Annotated in this window: 20 protein-coding genes and 1 tRNA gene; 14 read left to right on the top strand and 7 right to left on the bottom strand. The window is 63.2% G+C overall.

The features are described from left to right. The first annotated feature begins 19 nt into the window (after positions 1-19). The gene (locus OQZ28_RS13510) at positions 20-904 is read left to right on the top strand and encodes a LysR family transcriptional regulator (protein ID WP_014104779.1); all 885 of its coding nucleotides are present in this window, start codon (positions 20-22) and stop codon (positions 902-904) included. Between the two features lie 210 nt (positions 905-1,114). Here the strand turns inward: OQZ28_RS13510 and ihfB are convergent, their stop codons facing one another. The 4 genes from ihfB to OQZ28_RS13490 form a co-directional block, all read right to left on the bottom strand. Continuing rightward, positions 1,115-1,408, bottom strand: a complete 294-nt coding sequence (gene ihfB, locus OQZ28_RS13505; RefSeq protein ID WP_110569229.1) for an integration host factor subunit beta — start codon at positions 1,406-1,408, stop codon at positions 1,115-1,117. Positions 1,409-1,435: 27 nt separating this feature from the next. Then, positions 1,436-2,359 (bottom strand): signal peptide peptidase SppA, encoded by a 924-nt coding sequence (gene sppA, locus OQZ28_RS13500; RefSeq protein ID WP_458136436.1) that lies wholly within the window; start codon positions 2,357-2,359, stop codon positions 1,436-1,438. Positions 2,360-2,425: 66 nt separating this feature from the next. Next, a complete protein-coding gene (locus tag OQZ28_RS13495; RefSeq protein ID WP_130730443.1) occupies positions 2,426-2,908 on the bottom strand; it encodes a Ros/MucR family transcriptional regulator in 483 nt (160 codons plus the stop codon). Between the two features lie 384 nt (positions 2,909-3,292). Further along, a complete protein-coding gene (locus tag OQZ28_RS13490; protein ID WP_130730444.1) occupies positions 3,293-3,697 on the bottom strand; it encodes an ArsR/SmtB family transcription factor in 405 nt (134 codons plus the stop codon). A 222-nt stretch (positions 3,698-3,919) separates the two neighbouring features. On the opposite strand from OQZ28_RS13490, the gene OQZ28_RS13485 reads away from it, so the two are divergent. The 6 genes from OQZ28_RS13485 to OQZ28_RS13460 all read left to right on the top strand — a co-directional run bounded on the left by OQZ28_RS13485 (position 3,920) and on the right by OQZ28_RS13460 (position 10,792). Next, entirely contained in the window at positions 3,920-4,708 is a 789-nt protein-coding gene (locus OQZ28_RS13485; RefSeq protein WP_458136435.1) for a sulfite exporter TauE/SafE family protein, read from the top strand. Between the two features lie 51 nt (positions 4,709-4,759). Then, a complete protein-coding gene (locus OQZ28_RS13480) occupies positions 4,760-5,986 on the top strand; it encodes a UdgX family uracil-DNA binding protein (RefSeq protein ID WP_458136434.1) in 1,227 nt (408 codons plus the stop codon). Between the two features lie 105 nt (positions 5,987-6,091). After that, positions 6,092-8,296 carry an FUSC family protein gene (locus OQZ28_RS13475; RefSeq protein WP_130730447.1) on the top strand — a complete coding sequence of 735 codons (2,205 nt, stop codon included), beginning with the start codon at positions 6,092-6,094 and terminating at the stop codon, positions 8,294-8,296. Positions 8,297-8,331: 35 nt separating this feature from the next. Continuing rightward, positions 8,332-9,672 (top strand): guanine deaminase, encoded by a 1,341-nt coding sequence (guaD, locus tag OQZ28_RS13470; protein WP_458136433.1) that lies wholly within the window; start codon positions 8,332-8,334, stop codon positions 9,670-9,672. 92 nt (positions 9,673-9,764) lie between these two features. Beyond that, positions 9,765-10,595, top strand: a complete 831-nt coding sequence (locus OQZ28_RS13465; protein WP_458136432.1) for a DUF429 domain-containing protein — start codon at positions 9,765-9,767, stop codon at positions 10,593-10,595. Then, positions 10,592-10,792 carry a hypothetical protein gene (locus OQZ28_RS13460; RefSeq protein WP_458136431.1) on the top strand — a complete coding sequence of 67 codons (201 nt, stop codon included), beginning with the start codon at positions 10,592-10,594 and terminating at the stop codon, positions 10,790-10,792. The genes OQZ28_RS13465 and OQZ28_RS13460 overlap by 4 nt, the downstream gene beginning before the upstream one ends. Before the next feature lie 25 nt (positions 10,793-10,817). Here OQZ28_RS13460 and OQZ28_RS13455 read toward each other — a convergent pair. Next, positions 10,818-10,907, bottom strand: a tRNA-Ser gene (locus OQZ28_RS13455). A gap of 244 nt (positions 10,908-11,151) precedes the next feature. Here OQZ28_RS13455 and rplU point away from each other — a divergent pair. The 4 genes from rplU to proB all read left to right on the top strand — a co-directional run bounded on the left by rplU (position 11,152) and on the right by proB (position 14,142). Next, positions 11,152-11,466: a 50S ribosomal protein L21 gene (gene rplU / locus OQZ28_RS13450; RefSeq protein ID WP_061275787.1), complete on the top strand. Its 315-nt coding sequence runs from the start codon at positions 11,152-11,154 to the stop codon at positions 11,464-11,466. A gap of 65 nt (positions 11,467-11,531) precedes the next feature. Continuing rightward, complete coding sequence (gene rpmA, locus OQZ28_RS13445; protein WP_130730451.1) at positions 11,532-11,801, top strand: 50S ribosomal protein L27; 270 nt, start codon at positions 11,532-11,534, stop codon at positions 11,799-11,801. A 149-nt stretch (positions 11,802-11,950) separates the two neighbouring features. Beyond that, on the top strand, positions 11,951-12,994 hold the full coding sequence (obgE, locus tag OQZ28_RS13440; protein WP_458136430.1) for a GTPase ObgE: 1,044 nt from the start codon (positions 11,951-11,953) through the stop codon (positions 12,992-12,994). Beyond that, complete coding sequence (gene proB / locus OQZ28_RS13435; protein ID WP_130730453.1) at positions 12,991-14,142, top strand: glutamate 5-kinase; 1,152 nt, start codon at positions 12,991-12,993, stop codon at positions 14,140-14,142. Before obgE ends, proB begins: the two co-directional genes overlap by 4 nt. A gap of 105 nt (positions 14,143-14,247) precedes the next feature. On the opposite strand, the gene OQZ28_RS13430 is transcribed toward proB, so the two are convergent. Beyond that, positions 14,248-14,928: a hypothetical protein gene (locus tag OQZ28_RS13430; RefSeq protein WP_458136429.1), complete on the bottom strand. Its 681-nt coding sequence runs from the start codon at positions 14,926-14,928 to the stop codon at positions 14,248-14,250. A gap of 103 nt (positions 14,929-15,031) precedes the next feature. After that, positions 15,032-15,307: a DUF2312 domain-containing protein gene (locus tag OQZ28_RS13425; protein WP_061275776.1), complete on the bottom strand. Its 276-nt coding sequence runs from the start codon at positions 15,305-15,307 to the stop codon at positions 15,032-15,034. Positions 15,308-15,561: 254 nt separating this feature from the next. On the opposite strand from OQZ28_RS13425, the gene zwf reads away from it, so the two are divergent. The 3 genes from zwf (at position 15,562) to OQZ28_RS13410 (ending at position 18,001) form a co-directional block, all read left to right on the top strand. Next, positions 15,562-17,043, top strand: a complete 1,482-nt coding sequence (gene zwf, locus OQZ28_RS13420) for a glucose-6-phosphate dehydrogenase (RefSeq protein WP_130730455.1) — start codon at positions 15,562-15,564, stop codon at positions 17,041-17,043. Between the two features lie 7 nt (positions 17,044-17,050). Next, a complete protein-coding gene (locus tag OQZ28_RS13415; RefSeq protein ID WP_130730456.1) occupies positions 17,051-17,503 on the top strand; it encodes a hypothetical protein in 453 nt (150 codons plus the stop codon). Between the two features lie 252 nt (positions 17,504-17,755). Continuing rightward, positions 17,756-18,001 carry a hypothetical protein gene (locus OQZ28_RS13410; protein ID WP_458136428.1) on the top strand — a complete coding sequence of 82 codons (246 nt, stop codon included), beginning with the start codon at positions 17,756-17,758 and terminating at the stop codon, positions 17,999-18,001. Positions 18,002-18,057 lie beyond the last annotated feature (56 nt).

Below are 18,057 nucleotides of genomic sequence, written 5' to 3'. Positions count from 1 at the left end.
TAGAAAGCGGAGTCAACGCGTGGACTGGGATAAACTCCGGATATTTCATGCTGTAGCCGAGGCAGGGTCCTTCACCCATGCCGGCGACGTGCTTAACCTGAGCCAGTCTGCGGTATCGCGGCAGATTTCAGCCCTGGAAGAAGCGCTGCAGGTTCCCCTTTTCCACCGGCATGCCCGGGGGCTGATCCTGACCGAGCAGGGCGAGACACTGAACCAGACGGTTCGGGAAGTCTTCTCCAAGCTCGCCATGACCCAGTCCCTGCTGACGGAAAGCAAGGAAAAGGCAGCCGGTCGGCTACGGGTAACAACCACAACCGGCTTTGGCACCTGCTGGCTCACGCCGCGGCTGCACCGGTTCATGGAAACCAACCCCGATATTTCGATCACCCTGATCCTGGAAGATAACGACCTCGATCTGGGCATGCGCGAGGCCGACGTGGCGGTGCGCATGCACCCGCCCCGCCAGCCGGACCTGATCCAGCGGCACCTGGCCGACTTCCCGCTGCCGATCTATGCCTCGCAGTCCTATCTCAACGACTACGGCACGCCGCGCACGCTGGAAGAGCTCAACGCCCACAAGCTGATCCTGTTCGGGGGGTATCACCCGCCCGTGCCACACATCAACTGGCTGGCCGAGACCGGCGTGCCATCCGATGAGCGGCGCCAGGCCCGCCTTGAGGTCAACAGCCTCGCCGCCATGGCGGGCGCCATCGCGGCAGGCATCGGCATTGGCTCGATTCCGCTTTATGCGGCGTCGCAGTACCCCAACCTCGTCAAGATCCTGCCCGAGGTACCGCTGCCCACGGTGGATGCCTATTTCGTCTACCCCGAGGAACTGCGCACCTCCAAGCGCGTGGCTGTTTTCCGCGACTTCCTGCTCGCGGAAATCAACGCACGCCACTAAGCACGCGCAGCATCACCCGCGCCGGTTCATTCCGGCCGGGATGACGCATGCCCGCGTGGCGCCATGGCGTGCCACACGCTGGACGTTTCCGGGACGAATTCTGGCCTGAAGCTTAAAGGAACGCCGCCCTTTTTGAAAAAGGCGGCGCCCGGAAACTTCTCTCTTCCTGCTTCAATGCATCATTGAAAAATAGGATGCCCGCCGCCCCGTTCAGTCGGCAGCGGGGGCTGAATTGACGCGTTCGCGCAGTTCCTTGCCTGCCTTGAAAAAAGGCACGACCTTCTCATCCACCGATACGCTCTCCCCTGTGCGGGGGTTTCGTCCGGTGCGGGCATCGCGCTTCTTGACAGTAAAAGCGCCAAAGCCACGCAATTCCACCCGGTCGCCATGCATCAGGGCATTGCTGATTTCAGCAAAGATGACCTGAACGATACGTTCCACATCCCGCAGGGGGATATGGGGGCGGGCTGCGGCAAGCTCGGCGATCAATTCCGATCTGGTCATCCTGTTTCCCTCAAATTAAACAAGAAATTATAGTTTCCAGATCGCAACGGCCCCGTCAAGCATGCTGCTTTCTTTCAACAGCATTTCCGCTCCCGGCACGCCCGACAGCATGCCCGTGATCCAGTGCCGCCAGTTAACCTGGGTTGCCTGTGGCCCGATATCGGTCACCTGGGCATCATCGGGCAGATGCGTGGTTCCGAGCAGCCACTGCCGCGCATCATCAAGCGAGCCGATCTGGTCAACCAGCCCGAGCCCGAGCGCCTGCTGGCCGGTATAGGGGCGGCCATCGGCCAGTTCACGCACGCGCTCGGGCTTCATGTGCCGGTCCTGCGCCACGACGGTAACAAAAAAACCGTAGAGATCGGTAATAACGCCCTGCAACATCTCGCGCCCCTGGGGCGAGAGCGGCTGCACGGCGGAAGGCTGGCCCTTCATGGGGCCGGATACAAGCTGGTCCACATGCACGCCCACCCGTTCGAGCAGGCCGGACACATCGGGCGATTCCAGCAACACGCCAATCGAGCCTGTCAGGGTGGAGCGGTTGGCAAAAATGCGGCTGGCCGGCACCGACACCATATACCCCGCCGAAGCCGCCACACTGCCCATGGACACGACAACCGGCTTGCGGCGCGCAAACGCCGCCACGGCATCATGCAGCACCTCGCCCCCCGTTACCGCACCGCCAGGGCTGTTGACCTCAAGCACCAGCCCCTTGACCGAGGCATCATCGGCCGCTTTTTTCAGCGCCTCGACATTCTCGTGCTCGTCAGTGCCAATCACCCCCGCAAGCCTGAGGTGGACAAGATGCGGGCCGTGACCGGCCAGCACGCCCGAGCGGCTGACGGCCAGCAGGCAGGCAAGAACAAAAAAAGCCACGGCACTCCCCCGCCAGAGCAGAAGCTGGCGGCGGCGTGACGTGGCGTGCATAGACATATCGGGGCTGGTATCCATGGTTAGGGCAATACCACGAATACCGCCCATACCGAAGGCAGGATCAAACGTAAGAACAGGCCTGCATCATGCCTTGCGCCGACGGCCCGGGCGCCCGCGGCCCCCTTCCGCCCCACCGGCCTCAGACGCGGCCGCCGCGGCGGAGGCTGCGGTGATCTTGCGGCCAAGGCCGATCTCGCGCGCGAGGCTTGAGCGCCGCTCGGCATAGTTGGGGGCAACCATGGGGTATTCGGCCGGCAGGCCCCAGCGCTCACGGTATTGGTCGGGGGTCATGCCATAAGCGCTCTGCAGATGGCGCTTGAGCATCTTGAGTTTCTTGCCGTCTTCAAGGCAGACGATGTAATCGGCGAATACCGAGCGCTTGATGGGCACGGCGGGCTGAAGCTTTTCAGGCTCTTCTGCCGGGCGCCCCACGGTTGACAGTGCCGCGTAAACATTGCGGATCAGGTCAGGCAGCACATCGGCGGCGACACTGTTATTGGAAACATGTGCCGACACGATCTGTGCGGTCAGTTCCAGACATGGGAAATCCTGTTCAGTATCAGACATGGTTTGGGCGCCTCTTTAACTTACAATCAAATTTCGTGGTTTTATTCACGATACCTTACATTGCATTTACATATACGGACAGACTGCTGAATACAATACTGGACATTAAACCGACTACGCTTATTCTAATTACCTATACCTCTTATATTATATGGAACGTCCAGTATTAAATAATTCCGCCAGTGGAAAGCATTTATTTGTATAAAATTGATTCAAAATGTGGCTAAAGCATCCCGTCGCAAGACCTCCGGCCATCATATGGACGTTTTTGAGGAGGCGTGTTTGGCAGGATTCTTTGGAAAATGCCGCCATTTTGAACAAAGGCAGCATTTTGGAAAAACTTTTATTGTTTCCATCAATATATTGTTTTGAAAATGCGCGCCGTCACGATTCCAGATATATACGGGCGAAGCAGGCCGCCGGCTCATCCTTGACCGGGCCCGGCCCCGCGACACCCCGGCGCACCAGCCCGGCCAGGCGCTCCATGTCGAAATCGGGATCGCATACGGCACAGATCAGGCGCACGCGCATTTCCTCCATACTATCCTTAATACTGTAAATGACCTGCCGGGCTTCCTTGCGGGTTGTAACAATTTCGGCGCGCCGGAGTTCCGCAAGCTGCTGGCTCAGGGTTGGCTGGCCGATGCCGGTTTCGCTTTCAATCTGGCCCACGCTCTTTTCACCATCGAGCAGGCAGGCCAGCACCATGAGCCGCTGGGGCTGGGCCAGAAGCCGCAGGCGCTGCACAAGGTTTTCGGCAACTTCGCGTGTTCTCGGCATTTTGGGCATGGAATGCTCCCTCTCAGCTGGCGGTTTGAGCGCGTGCTGTACCATATTCACATCCCGCGCAACAGCGACCTGCCGCATGAGCGGGAATATAGCGCTTGATAAAATACATACATAATATAGTAAAAAGATAAACCATTTATCAGGCTCCGCACACCTTGAACCGGACTTGTCGCATGATTCCCAGCCACGCACGCCAGCGCCCGATGCCCTCCGGCATGCTCCATGGTTGACCTGGCGCAGGTCGCCCTCGGGCTGGGCAGCGGCGGCATCATTGGCTTCACGCTCGGGCTTGTGGGCGGTGGTGGCTCCATCCTGGCCGTGCCGCTGCTGCTTTATGTGGTTGGCATGGCCGACCCGCACCGCGCCATCGGCACGAGTGCGGTCGCCGTCACGGTCAATGCCCTGTCCAACCTTGCCAGCCATGCCCGGGCGGGCAACGTGCGATGGAAATGCGCGGGCCTGTTCGCCAGTGCGGGCGTGGGCGGCGCGCTGGTGGGGGCTGCATGCGGCAAGGTCATCAACGGGCAGCACCTTCTGTTCCTGTTTGCGCTGGTCATGCTGGGCGTTGGCGGGTTGATGGCGCGCGGCTGCAACACGGGGGCACAGGCCTCTGCCCCCGCCGAGCGCACCACCATCGCGCCCGTGCTGCTTTACGGCGGGGCGACAGGATTCTGCTCGGGCTTTTTCGGTATTGGCGGCGGCTTCCTGATCGTGCCGGCACTCCTGGCGGCAACAGGCATGCCCATGCTCAACGCCATCGCGACCTCGCTGGTGGCGGTATGCGCCTTCGGGCTGACCACATCGGCCAGCTATGCCGCGGCAGGGATGGTTGACCTGCCCATGGCGGCCATACTGGTGGCGGGCGGCGTGGCCGGCGGCCTTGGTGGCACGCTGGCGGCACGCAGGCTGGGCCGCCAGCCACAACGCCTGCGGCTGATCTTTGCATGCCTGATCTTTGTCGTGGCATTATACATGATGTGGCGCAGCGCGCGGGCCATGGGCCTTGTCTGACACCGCGCGGGCGCTGCCGCGCCAGCCCGCCACCGCGATGAGACCGCCATCATGTCCGATATGACCGTCACCCTTGCCCATGAAGCCGACTTCGCGGGTTGGCGCGCCGCCACGCGCAGCCTTGCCGGTCGCCACATCCCGCCCGCCGACATTGCATGGCAGGTTGCACCCCGCCCCGAATCCGCCGCCCTGCCCGCGCCAGACCCGGCCGCCGCACGCTTTACCGTGCCGCGCGCGGTCATGGATCTTGCGGCCATCATGGTGCAGTCCGCCCTGCCCGAGCGCTTCGTCCTCGCCTATACGCTGGTTTATGACCATGTCATGGGCTTACCGACAGGCGAAGACATGGCAGCCCGCATGGCCGGGGCAAAGGAAGATGTACTCGCACAGACCCGGCACCTGCGCGATGAGATCCGCCAGGCCCTTTGCCGCCATAACGCCGCAGCCCCGTATCAGGGCCATGTGGAAACAACCAGCCACGTGCCCGAGAGCAATGCGCGGTTCCTGACCCTGCAGCTCTCCTTCGCTCCCTGGCAACTCGACATGCCGGACCGCACGCTGCGCTGGACCGGCCACGAAATGCTGCGCGAAGCCCCCGGCCAGGCGCCGCAGCCACTTGACCCGACCGGCCTGCCGCCCCCCGCCCTGCCCATGGTGCCCGACCTTGACATTGCCCGCATCACATCGTTGCGCGCGGTGGCGCTGGCGGCGAAAACATGCCTGGTCTGCCCCATGGCGGCCCATGCCACCCAGACCGTGTTTGGCGAAGGACGGGAGTCGGCGCGCATGATGTTCGTGGGTGAACAGCCCGGTGATATCGAGGACCGCGCGGGCCGCCCCTTTGTCGGCCCGGCGGGGCAGCTGTTCGACCGCGCCCTGCATGAGGCCGGAATCGGGCGGGACGACACTTACGTGACCAACACGGTCAAGCACTTCAAATTCCGCCGCACCCCGACACGCCGCATCCATGAAAAGGCAGGCCCGGCAGAAATTGCCGCCTGCGCCCCATGGCTTGCCGCCGAGCGGCGGATCATCCGCCCCGCGGTGGTGGTCATGCTGGGCGTTACGGCAGCCTCGGCGCTGCTGGGGCGTGCCGTGACCATAAGCCGGGAGCGTTCGCGCATCATTGCCATGGAAGATGGATCGGACGGACTCGTAACGGTTCACCCGTCCTACCTGCTGCGCCTGCCCGATGAAGCGGCGCGGGCGCGCGAATATGACCGCTTTGTCAACGACCTGCGCCTGGCTGCCACCCGCCTCGGCCCTGCCGTGACATAATCCGTCACGAGGAAAGCCGATGCCTGATATGCACTCGCAACACCATTACGCCATGCCAAGATGGGTTATGGGTATGGGGCCCCTTGCCGCCGGAAGCCGTATATCGTGCCTGCAGACCTCAATCTTCTGCCCTCTTTCCTGACCCGCCTTTTCAGCGGAAAGCATTTCCCCACCATCCGCGCGCCAGGCTATGCGCGCATGAGCGGCCTGAAATGGCTCTACGCCCCCACGCCTGAAGCGCTGGCCTTTGCCGTGCGCACCACGGTCGCGGCCCTGATGGCGCTCACGATCGCCATGTGGATGGAACTCGATGACCCGCCATGGGCCGCCATGACCGTGTGGATCGTGGCCCAGGGCTCGCGCGGAGAAAGCCTTTCCAAGGCGCGGTGGCGACTGGTGGGCACCGCCATCGGCGCGATCAGCGCGGTGATCCTGGTCTGCTCGTTTCCGCAGGCGCCATGGCTGTTCTTTCCCGCCATCAGCATATGGATCGGGCTGTGCTGCATGTGCGCGACCCTGGTGCGCAACTTCCGCTCCTACGCGCTGGTGCTCTCGGGCTATACCTGCGCCATCATCGCGCTCGCCGCCACGCGCGACCCTGACAACATCTTCATGATCACCATGTCGCGCACGTCCTATATCGTGCTGGGCATTACGTGCGAGACGCTGGTGGCGGTGCTGTTCGCGCATAACCTCGCCTCGAGCGCGCGGCGCAACATGCGCCAGAAGATCCAGATGGCGCTGGGCAGCTCCACCGATGCCGTGGCCAACCTGCTCGCGGGCGATGACGCGGCCTTCGTGCGCTCGCGCGCCCTGTTCGGCACCATCCTGAGCATCAACGACCAGATCGAATTCAGTGAAGTCGAGATGGGCCCGCACGGGCATGAGGGCGACCACGCGCGCGCGGCCCTGGCGGCCGTGTCGGTGCTGCTTTCACGCGGCCTGGGCATGATGGCGCGCATCAAGGCGCTGGAAACCACCAACGAGCAGTTTACCGAGACCTCGCTGCTCACCCGCACCTTCCTGCTGGGCGTGCCCGCGCGGCTGGAAAACGATTCCGAAATTCCGCACATCCAGCAGGACCTGCAGGACCTGCGCGGCGTGTGCCGCCAGCGCATCATCGATGCGCTGGGTCATGAAATCAGCATGCAGTCCACCACCGAGACCGCCGAGGTGGACGACCTGCTGAACTGCCGCATTCTGCACAACGCGCTTGATGAACTGCTGGGCGAACTTGAACAGGCCATTGCCGAGTTCGACGCCAGCCAGCACGAGATCAGGGGCGATCATTTCCATTTCCGCATCGAAGCGCACCGCGACTTCAAGGAAGCGGCCTATAACGGCATCCGCGCCGCCGTGGCCATCGGCGCCTCGGCACTGATATGGGAGGTCACGGCCTGGGCCAACGGCATCGGCTTCATCACCATGGTGGCCGTGACCTGCGGGCTGTTCGCCACGCGCGAGAACCCGGTGGTGGGCACCATGAACTTCCTGCGCGGGGCATGCTGGGCGGTGCTGGTCTCGGGTTTTCTGGTGCTGCTGTTCCTGCCGCGCCCGGCCGAGTTCGAGATGCTGGCAGCCGTCCTTGCCCTGCCCATGATCGCGGGCGGGCTTGCCGCGCGCAACCCGGCCACGGCGGGGGCCGCCGCCTCGTACTGCCTGTTCCTGCCCAACCTCGTGGGACCGGGCAACCAGACGCGCCTCAACGAGATCGCCTATTTCAACGCCTCCTTCGCGCTGCTGTGCAGCATCGGCTTTGCGGTGCTGATCTTCCGCGCGGTGCTGCCCTTTGATAATGACGAAGAACGCTGGCGCATGCGCAACCGCACGCTGCATGACCTGCGCCACCTGGCCTCCGCCCAGCCCATGCCGCGCACGCAGTCATGGATCGGGCGCAATACCGACCGCTTCTCGCGCCTGATCCGCCATGCAGGCCCCACGCCCACGCCCACCATCGAGGCCTATCTGCAGGGCACGCTTTCGGCCATGACCATCGGGCTGAACATCATCCGGCTGCGCACGGTGCTCGAACGTGGGCAACTGCCACCCGCGGCCGATCGCGCCATCGAGCTGTTCCTCAACCGCATGTCGCAGTTCAGCGGGCGGTACGGGCGCTTTGGCCGCACCGCACGCGTGGCACGCGGGGCCACGCGCAGCCTGCGCCGGCTCGAGGCGACGGAAGGCAACATTACGTCGCGCATCGAGATCACCCGCGCCATTGCGTATCTGCTGGTCATTTCCTATGAACTTGGCGCCAACGCCGCCTTCCTTGATGCCTCCCAGCCTTACCGCACCAGCGAGATGTCCTGACATAACGCCCGGACCGGCAGGGAAATGGAGCCAACATGACCCCTGCCCCCACGCCCCCGGCCCACACAGCCCTTCGCGGCCATATCGTCACCTTTAGGGGCAACCCGTTCCTCATGCCGCCTGCCGATGCGCTGGTGGAGGAACCTGACGGGCTGGTCCTGGCTACCGACGGGCGCATCACCCATGTCGGCCCCTACGGCGAAACCAGTGCCCACCTGCCGCCCGGCACCGACGTGGCCGATTACCGGGGCTGCCTGATCTCGGCAGGGTTTATCGATACCCACGTCCATTACCCGCAGCTGCCCATGATCGCGGCCTATGGCGAGCAGTTGCTGGAATGGCTGGAACGCTACACCTTCCCCACCGAGCGCCGCTTTGCCGATGGGAACTATGCCGCGACAGTCGCACGCACGTTCCTGCGCGAGCTGCTGCGCTGCGGCACCACCACGGCGGCGGTGTACTGCACCGTGCACCCGCAATCGGTCGATGCGTTCTTTACCGAATCCACGCGGCTGGGCACGCTGATGGTGGCGGGCAAGGTGCTGATGGACCGCAACGCGCCCGACTTCCTGCGCGATACCGCCCAGCGCGGCTATGATGAATCGCGCGCGCTGATCGACCGCTGGCATGGCAGGAACCGCCAGTTCTATGCCGTTACCCCCCGCTTCGCCCCCACCAGCACGCCTGAACAGCTTGAACTGGCCGGCGCGCTGCTGGCACAGGACGAGAGCCTGTTCATGCAGACCCATCTGGCCGAGAACCGGGCCGAGGTGGCATGGGTGGCCGAACTCTTCCCCGACAGCCGCTCCTATCTTGATGTGTATGACCGCGCGGGCCTGGTGCGCCCGCGCAGCGTGATGGGCCACGGCATTTATGTGGACGAGCACGATCTATGCCGCTGCCATGCCAGCGGCTGCGCGCTGGCGCATTGCCCCACATCCAACCTGTTCCTGGGCAGCGGGGCCTTCCGGCTGTTTGACGTCATGGATGCAAAACGCCCGGTGCGCACCGGGTTTGGCACCGATATTGGTGCAGGCACCAGCCTGTCACACCTGCAATCCATGAACGAGGCCTACAAGATCGCGCAGATGAACGGCCACCGCCTGCACCCCGTACAGGCCTTCTGGCTGGCGACACAGGGCGGCGCACAGGCGCTGCATCTTGATGGGCGGATCGGCACGGTGGCCGTGGGCATGGACGCCGACCTGTGCATTCTCGACCCGAAGGCCACGCCAGTGCAGGCCCAGCGAACGGAAATGTGCGACAGCACGGCCGATCTTCTGTTCACGCTGATGATGCTGGGCGATGACCGCAGCATCCGCGCGACCTATGCGGGCGGCACGAAGGTGCATGACCGCGAGATGGGTGGAATATAAGAAAAAAACACGCGCAATGCCGTAACCAGCCCATGCGTGATGATGCGCACGCCATCCGCGCCCTAGCGCAATGGCAGGGTTAAAGAACGATTATGGATATTTACGTCGGCTTTGATTCCGCATGGACAGATAATCAGAAAGCCCCCGGAGCCATTTGCGCTGTCAGCATCGAAAATGGGTATCCGGTGCAGTTTCATGCCCCGCAATTAGTGTCCTTTGACCAGGCGCTCGCTTTCATACAAAACGTCCGCCCTGCCTGCGGTCATGGCACCACACTCATAGCGCTGGACCAGCCGACAAGAGTGCCAAATTTGACCAGTATGCGCCCGGTAGAGCGTGTAGCGGCTTCACTCGTCAGTTGGCTTGGCGGCGGCGTACAGCCGTCCAACCGGCAAAGAAAAGGCATGTTCTGCGATGCTTCGCCAATCTGGCGCTTCCTGAACGCGCTGAAAGCACGCGAACAGCCCGAGGCGGCCCGGCTGGCAACCAACGGACTTTATCTGATCGAAGTTTTCCCGGCTCTTGCACTGGCTTCATTAGGCGACGGGTTCTTCGGGCGGTTAAGCGCCCCTAAATATAACCCGGCCCGCACAAAAAATTTTCGCCTGGACGACTGGAACCGCGTAGCGGCCACTGCCGCGCAACAGGCACATCTGCTGGGCTGCAAGGAACTGGCAGAATGGTGCCTCGCCTGTGGCAAGATCGCGCGGCCACGAAAGCAGGATCAGGACAAGCTGGACGCCGCGTTATGCGTACTGATCGCACTCCACTGGCGGCTCCGCCCGCGCGAAGAGTCCGTGCTTCTGGGCGATCTGGAAACCGGATACATGGTTTCGCCAGCCAGCCCGGAGGTGCGGGACTACCTGACGGAACCAGCCCGAAAATTTTCGGTGGCCGTCGACGGAACATTTTCCCGCGCGTGATCATGTTTTATCAAGAGATAGCGGCTCTTGCCGTTCTTGCGCGCAACAGGGCTTGCAGTCTGGCGGATGCCCTTACGCTCACCGTCAACATTCGTAAAAACAGTGCAAGGCAGTCCGCACCGCACGTCACGCCCGTGTTTCACGACCTGACGCACGCGATGGCACTGCTGCCTCAATGGCGCAAACCAGCAATTTGAATTGGGAAAAACACACGCGATGCAGTGGCGGAGAGGGTGGGATTCGAACCCACGGTACGCTTGCACGCACAACGGTTTTCGAGACCGCCCCGTTCGACCGCTCCGGCACCTCTCCAACTGCACGCGGTGATGCAGCGGCTTATAGGGTGGCACGCGCCCCCACGCAAGGGGTCTTTTTGCGCTATTCAACGGCGCCATAAAAATATTGACCTCGCCCCCCGCAGCCAGTAAAAGCCCGCATTCACCCCGCGCGGACGGGGCGCCGCTGCAATGTGGCCAATAGAAAAAAGCGACTGGGCCGTGCCGCCTGCATTCCCGCAATGCCGCGCACGCCAAGAGATCGGAAAGATAGATAGAGAATGTTTGCAGTTATCCGTACCGGCGGTAAGCAGTACCGCGTTGCGAAAGATGCCGTCCTGAAGGTTGAGAAGCTGGAAGCCGAAGCCGGCGCCACCATCACGTTCGACCAGGTTCTCGCCGTTGGTGGCGAAAGCGGCACGACCATTGGCGCGCCCACCGTCAAGGGTGCGACCGTCACGGCAACCGTGATCGCGCAGGACCGCCTGGCCAAGGTCATCATCTTCAAGAAGCGCCGCCGGCAGAACAGCCGCCGCAAGAATGGCCACCGCCAGCCGGTGACCGTGGTGCGCATCTCCGCGATCAACGCCGCCTGATCCCTCTCCGGGCCCTGGGTCCGGGCAGGTTCGATCAGAGATTTCAGTTTTAAGGAGTTCAGGCAATGGCACAAAAAAAGGCAGGCGGTTCGTCCCGTAACGGGCGCGATAGCGCCGGGCGTCGTCTTGGCGTCAAGAAGTTTGGCGGCGAAAGCGTCGTCGCAGGCAACATCATCGTGCGCCAGCGCGGCACGAAGATGAAGCCCGGTGTGAATGTTGGCGTTGGCCGCGACCACACCCTGTTTTCCCTCGTGGATGGCCATGTGAAGTTCGTGCGCCGCGCTGAAGGCCGCGTGCACGTTTCCGTGGAAGCCCTGCCGCTGGCAGCGGAATAAGGCACGCGCCTTAGCCACGACGGGATTACCCGAATTGAAGGGGGCGGTCATTCTGGCCGCCCCCTTTTTCGTATGACGCCAGCACGCCATTTTCTGGTATCATGCATGCATACGGGGCACGCATTCTCGCCCCAACCGGATCGCAGGCAATGAAGTTTCTTGACCAGGCCAAAATCTATGTAAAATCCGGCGACGGGGGCGACGGTGTCGTGGCCTTCCGCCGTGAGAAGTATATCGAATTTGGCGGTCCGGACGGTGGCAATGGCGGCCGTGGCGGCGACATCATCTTCGAGGCGGTCGACAACCTCAATACCCTGATCGATTTTCGCTACACCCAGCATTTCCGCGCGCGCAAGGGCGGCAATGGCGCAGGCTCCGACCGCACGGGTGCCGCCGCCGAGACGGTGGTGATCAAGGTGCCCATCGGCACCCAGATCTTTGATGAAGACCGCGAGACCATGCTCGGCGACCTTGATGTGGCGGGCAAGCGGCTGCTTTTGTGCCGTGGCGGTGATGGCGGGCGCGGCAACGCGCACTTCAAGACCAGCACCAACCGCGCCCCGCGCCGGGCCGACAAGGGCTGGCCGGGCGAGGAACGCTGGGTGTGGCTGCGGCTCAAGCTGATTGCCGATGTGGGGCTGGTTGGCCTGCCCAATGCGGGCAAGTCCACCTTCCTGTCCACCGTATCGGCCGCCCGGCCCAAGATTGCGGATTATCCGTTTACCACGCTGCACCCGCAGCTTGGCGTGGTGCGCCTGTCGGTGACGGAAGAATTCGTGATTGCCGACATTCCCGGCCTGATCGAGGGCGCGCATGAAGGCAGCGGGCTGGGCGACCGGTTCCTGGGCCATGTCGAGCGCTGCGCGGTGCTGCTGCACCTGATCGATGGCACGGCGGAAACGGAGGAGGTGGTGGCCGCATGGCGCACCATCCGCCACGAACTGCGCGAATATGGCGGCGGCCTGGCCGACAAGCCCGAGATCATCGTGCTGAACAAGATCGACGCCCTGCTGCCCGAGGAAATCGAGGAGCGTGTCACCGCCCTTGAGCAGGCAAGCGGGCAGAAAATCATGATCATGTCGTCGGTTGCGCACATGCATGTCGATACCGTGCTGCGCCGCCTGCAAGATGACGTGACGCGCGACCGCGCCGAGCAGGCCGAACAGCACAAAGCGGAGACCCCCGAGGCATGACCGAGACCGCCCTGCCCCAGCTCAGCCATGCGCGGCGCGTTGTCATCAAGATTGGCAGCGCCCTGATCGTGGACCCGCAGCAGGCGGCCCCCCGCCAGCCCTGGCTGGACAGCGTGGCGCAGGACATCGCGGCCCTGCGCGCGCAGGGCACGGAAGTCGTTGTCGTCTCATCGGGTGCGATTGCGCTGGCGCGCCACCAGCTCGGGCTGACGCGCCCCGTGCTGCGGCTGGAGGAAAAACAGGCCGCCGCCTCCGTTGGCCAGATCCGGCTGGCGCAGGCCTGGACCGATGCGCTCTCGCGCTTCGACATAACAGCGGCCCAGCTCCTGCTCACCCCTGATGATACCGAAAACCGCAACCGCTACCTCAATGCGCGGGCCTCGCTCAACACGCTGCTCGGCCTGGGCTGCGTGCCGATCATCAACGAGAACGACGCCATCGCCACCACCGAGATCCGCTTTGGCGATAACGACCGCCTTGGCGCGCGCGTGGCCGAGATGATCAATGCCGACCAGCTTGTGCTGCTGTCGGATATTGACGGCCTGTACACCGCCGACCCCCGCACCAACCCCGATGCCCGGCACCTGCCCGTGATCGCGGAGCTGACCACCAGCATCGAGGCCATGGGGGGCGCGCCCCCGCCGGGCTACTCCTCGGGCGGCATGCGCACCAAGCTCATGGCGGCCCGCATCGCCACCCAGGCAGGCTGCGCCATGGCCATTGCAAAAGGCGAAGGGCTGCACCCGCTTGCCCGCCTGCGCGATGGCGGGCGCTGCACGTGGTTCCTGCCCGCAGCCGATGCCCGCTCGGCACGCAAGAACTGGATTGCAGGCAGCCTGACCCCCGCGGGCCAGGCGGTGATTGATGATGGCGCGGTGCGGGCGCTGGCAGGCGGCTCTTCCCTGCTGCCCGCAGGCGTGACCGACGTGACCGGCGATTTTGATCGTGGCGACATGATTGCGGTGGTGGACCGGAGCGGGCAGAAAATTGCCTGCGGGCTGGCCGCCTACGCGGCGGACGAGGCAAGGCGCATCGCGGGCCACCAGTCAGATGAGATCGAGACCCTGCTGGGCTGGCAGGGTGCGGATGAACTGATCCACCGCGATGATCTCGTGCTGCTGGCAAAAATGGAAAGCCTGATGGGCTGACCCGGCCACCAAGCCGCCTGTAAAAACAGAAGTTTTTGGTGAAGCTTTTTTCAAAAAGCTTCAAAACCATCCCGACCTTTAAAAAACGACGCCCTCACGCCGCGCTCATTCAGGGCGCGGCGGCCAGCGCAGGGTAGGCTCGGCGCGCGCGCGGCGCTCAGGCTGCCAGACCGAAGCCCGGACCGGGCGCACAGGCGTTACACGCGGGGCGGCAGGCCGCACCGGTTCACGGCTCCACTCCGCCAGGCCGGGTTCCGCCTCGGCATCATAGGATGGCTCGGGGCGACGGGGCACGTAAGGCTGGGCGGGCGCTGGCCCACGCGGCGGCGGCGGCCAGCCATCGTCTTCCGCAGGCCCGCGCTGTGCCGGCATGGGGGCAGGCTCAACAGGCCGGGAGGGCGGCGGAGCGGGCTGGGCACGCGGCACGCGGTGTTCATAAGCGGGGATGTCACGCGCATCGCCCCTTGCCTCCCCCCTGTCCGCAGGCGGCGCAGGGGGTGCGGGCTCCCACACGGGGGCCGCATCGACTGGCGTGGGCGCCCGGTCGGCCAGCGCATCTGCCGCGACCGGGGGCCGTGCCGCCTGTTGTCCATTGAGGCCCAGCGCCAGCACGCGCAGCTCGGCCTGCAGGTCATCAAGCTGGATGGCCAGGTTATCAAGCCGCCCCTTTACGCCAAACACGGCAAACGGCACCAGCATCCACAACAGGGTGAACAGCATGCCGCCCACCAGCAGCACGGCCTGCGCCCATGCGGGCATCCATTGCGGGAAAAGCGATGACATCATGCAGCGTGCAACCTGAACGGACAGTGTGCCCCGGCACGGCCATGGCCAGCCCACGCACCGGCCGGAAAGGGCGTTGGAAGGACGATCCTACAACCTATGCGGGTTACATGCCAAGCGCGCGGCGGTAGATGTCGAGCAGGGTTTCCTGCTCCTCCACTTCCGCCGGTTCCTGCTTGCGCAGGCGGATGATCTGGCGGATCACCTTCACGTCAAAGCCTGCTGACTTCGCCTCGGTGAAAATATCCTTGATATCGCCCGCAAGCGCCTTGCGCTCTTCCTCCAGCCGCTCAACGCGTTCGATGATGCTGCGCAGGCGATCGGCTGCGATACCACCAACAGCGGCGGGGTTGTCGTCCGCCTCGAAATTGTCAGCATTCATGGCAGGTTTCTCCAGATATCGTGATTGCGCCGTTCCCGCCCGCGCGCACATGAAGGGAATGTCACTAGGCGACGGGATGGAACGGCGGGATTATCGCGCCACCGCCCGCTGGTCAATGCCAACTTGACAGGCCGGAGAGCCGGGCCGTAATCGAAGCTGCACCCCATATGCCGCTTTCGCGTCATGTCCGCATACGTCAAGCATGCCCGCCCGGCCATGCGGGGCACCAGATACAGGCAGGAGGCCCACGTTCGATGGCACATCTTCCCCCCGTTGATACCTTTGACTACATCGTTTTCGGCGGAACGGGCGACCTGACCATGCGCAAGCTGCTGCCTGCGCTGTATCACCGCTACCGTGACGGGCAGATCCCCGATGCCTCGCGCATCATCGGCACCGCGCGCTCGCCGCTCTCGCGCGCGGACTACCAGCAGCGCGCAACAGAAGCCCTGCACGAGCACGTCAAGCCCGAGGCGCTGGACGAGGCAACGGTGCAGCGCTTCGTGAACATGGTGCATTACGTGAGCCTGAACGGCGCACAGGCCGATAGCGACTGGCCTACCCTCAAGACCCTGCTCGACGCGGTGCCCGCAACGCGCATCCGGGTTTACTACCTTGCCACCTCGCCCGCGCTGTATGGCCAGATCTGCGAGAACCTGAGCCGCGAGGGGCTGGTGACCGAACAGTCGCGCGTGGTGCTGGAAAAACCCATCGGCACCGATCTCGCCAGCGCCGAGGCCATCAATGACAGCGTGGGCCGCCACTTCCCCGAGAACCATATCTTCCGCATCGACCATTATCTGGGCAAGGAGACGGTGCAGAACCTGATTGCGCTGCGCTTTGCCAACCCGGTGTTCGAGCGGCTGTGGACGTGCGACGCCATCGAATACGTGCAGATCACGGCCGCCGAGACCGTGGGCGTGGAAGGGCGCGGCGCGTATTACGACCGCTCGGGCGCGCTGCGCGACATGATCCAGAACCACCTGTTGCAGGTGCTGTGCCTCGTGGCGATGGACCCGCCGGTCTCGCTCGAAGCCGACAGCGTGCGCAACGAGAAGCTCAAGGTGCTGCACGCGCTCAAGCCCATCTCGGCCGATGACGTGGCCATCTATACCTCCCGCGGGCAGTACATGCGCGGCACCATTGGCGAGCGCACGGTAGGCAGCTACCTTGAAGACCTTGGCGAAGGCGTGACCAGCGAGACGGAAACCTTCGTGGCGCTGAAAGCCGAGATCCTGACCTGGCGGTGGGGCAACGTGCCGTTCTACCTGCGCTCGGGCAAGCGCATGGCGGAAAAGTCGAGCGAGATCGTGATCCAGTTCAAGTCGGCCCCGTGCTCGATCTTTAGCAACAATCCCGAACCCAACCGCCTGATCATCCGCATCCAGCCCGATGAAGGGGTGATGCTGTCCGTCTCGACCAAGGACCCCACCCCTACCGACAGCCTGGCCCTGCGCCAGGCCGACATCAACATCGAGTTCGAGAAAGCCTTCAACATCCGCTACCCCGATGCCTATGAGCGCCTTTTGCTCGATGTGGTGCGCGGCGACCCGATCCTGTTCATCCGCCGCGACGAGGTGGCTGCCGCATGGCGCTGGATCGACCCCATCGAGCAGGGCTGGCGCGAGAACAAGGCCCCGCTCGAACCCTATGCCGCGGGCACATGGGGCCCGGAAGGGGCGCGTAACCTGCTCTCGCAGTCGGGCCATCTGTGGCACGAGGACATGAAGAAATAACCGCCGCATGAGCAATGAAACCCCACCCTCCCCACCGCGCCTGAGCCGCAGGCGTGCGCCGGTTACGCTCAAGCAGCGCATCATCCGCCGCGTGCTCATGCTCATCCCCATGGCGGCCCTCGTCATCCTCGTGGGCCGCATGGGGTGGCTGGACCAGGCCGCCGACAAGCTGACCTTCTCGCGCACGAGTTGGTTCGACAACACGGCCCTCGTGGAGCACTTCCGCACCATCGTCACCCATAACGGCATGACGGCGGATGCGAAGGACTGCCTGCTGTTTGTGGTCAATGGCAACGACCCGGCCGATGCCACCCGCATTCAGGTCATGGAAAAGCATTCCGGCAAATGCCCCGGTGACCGTAATACGCTGCCGCTGCTGTTCACGCTGCGCATCGACCGGCTGGACCAGAAAGCGCTGACCGACTGGCAGTCACCCGGCATGTTCCACCCGCTGCCCTGAAAAGGGCAGCGATTATTTTCTCCGGCCGAGAGAATGATAAAGATCAGCCACGCAAAATCCATGCCGTCCCAAAAGGAAATAGCGGCAGTGGAGGCTGGTATCGATGCCATTTTCAATAACGAATATCTACAGTTCATCAGGCGGCATAACGGCGCTGAAATCAGGAATGGATATTATGACATTCCCGAACAGCAAAGTTCTTATGTTTGATATTTTATAGAAATAGAAGACATAGCCAATCATGCCTCCGTCATGGCAGACGACGAGACATCACAATATTTCTTTCCATTTGCGCTTGGCAGCGGCGGCGCATACTTTCTGATGAAAAAGAAAGGCGACGCTTGTATATATTATTATGATAGCGACTACATGGACAATGAGGCGATATCGAAAATTGCCCAAGGTTTCAATGTGTTCATGAATAATATCAAAAGCAATACTGAAATTAAAATAGAAGGCACCCATAAGGTCGTGCAGGGTACTACAAGGAAGCCCTGATACCGCGCCCGCTTCAGCCCGGATGTCCTGATCAAAGCCGCTTCCCCGGAAACTGC

It is taken from the genome of Komagataeibacter sp. NFXK3 (assembly GCF_054182245.1).
The sequence above is the reverse complement of the archived record's forward strand: the minus strand, read 5'-3'. Positions and strand labels throughout refer to the sequence as shown.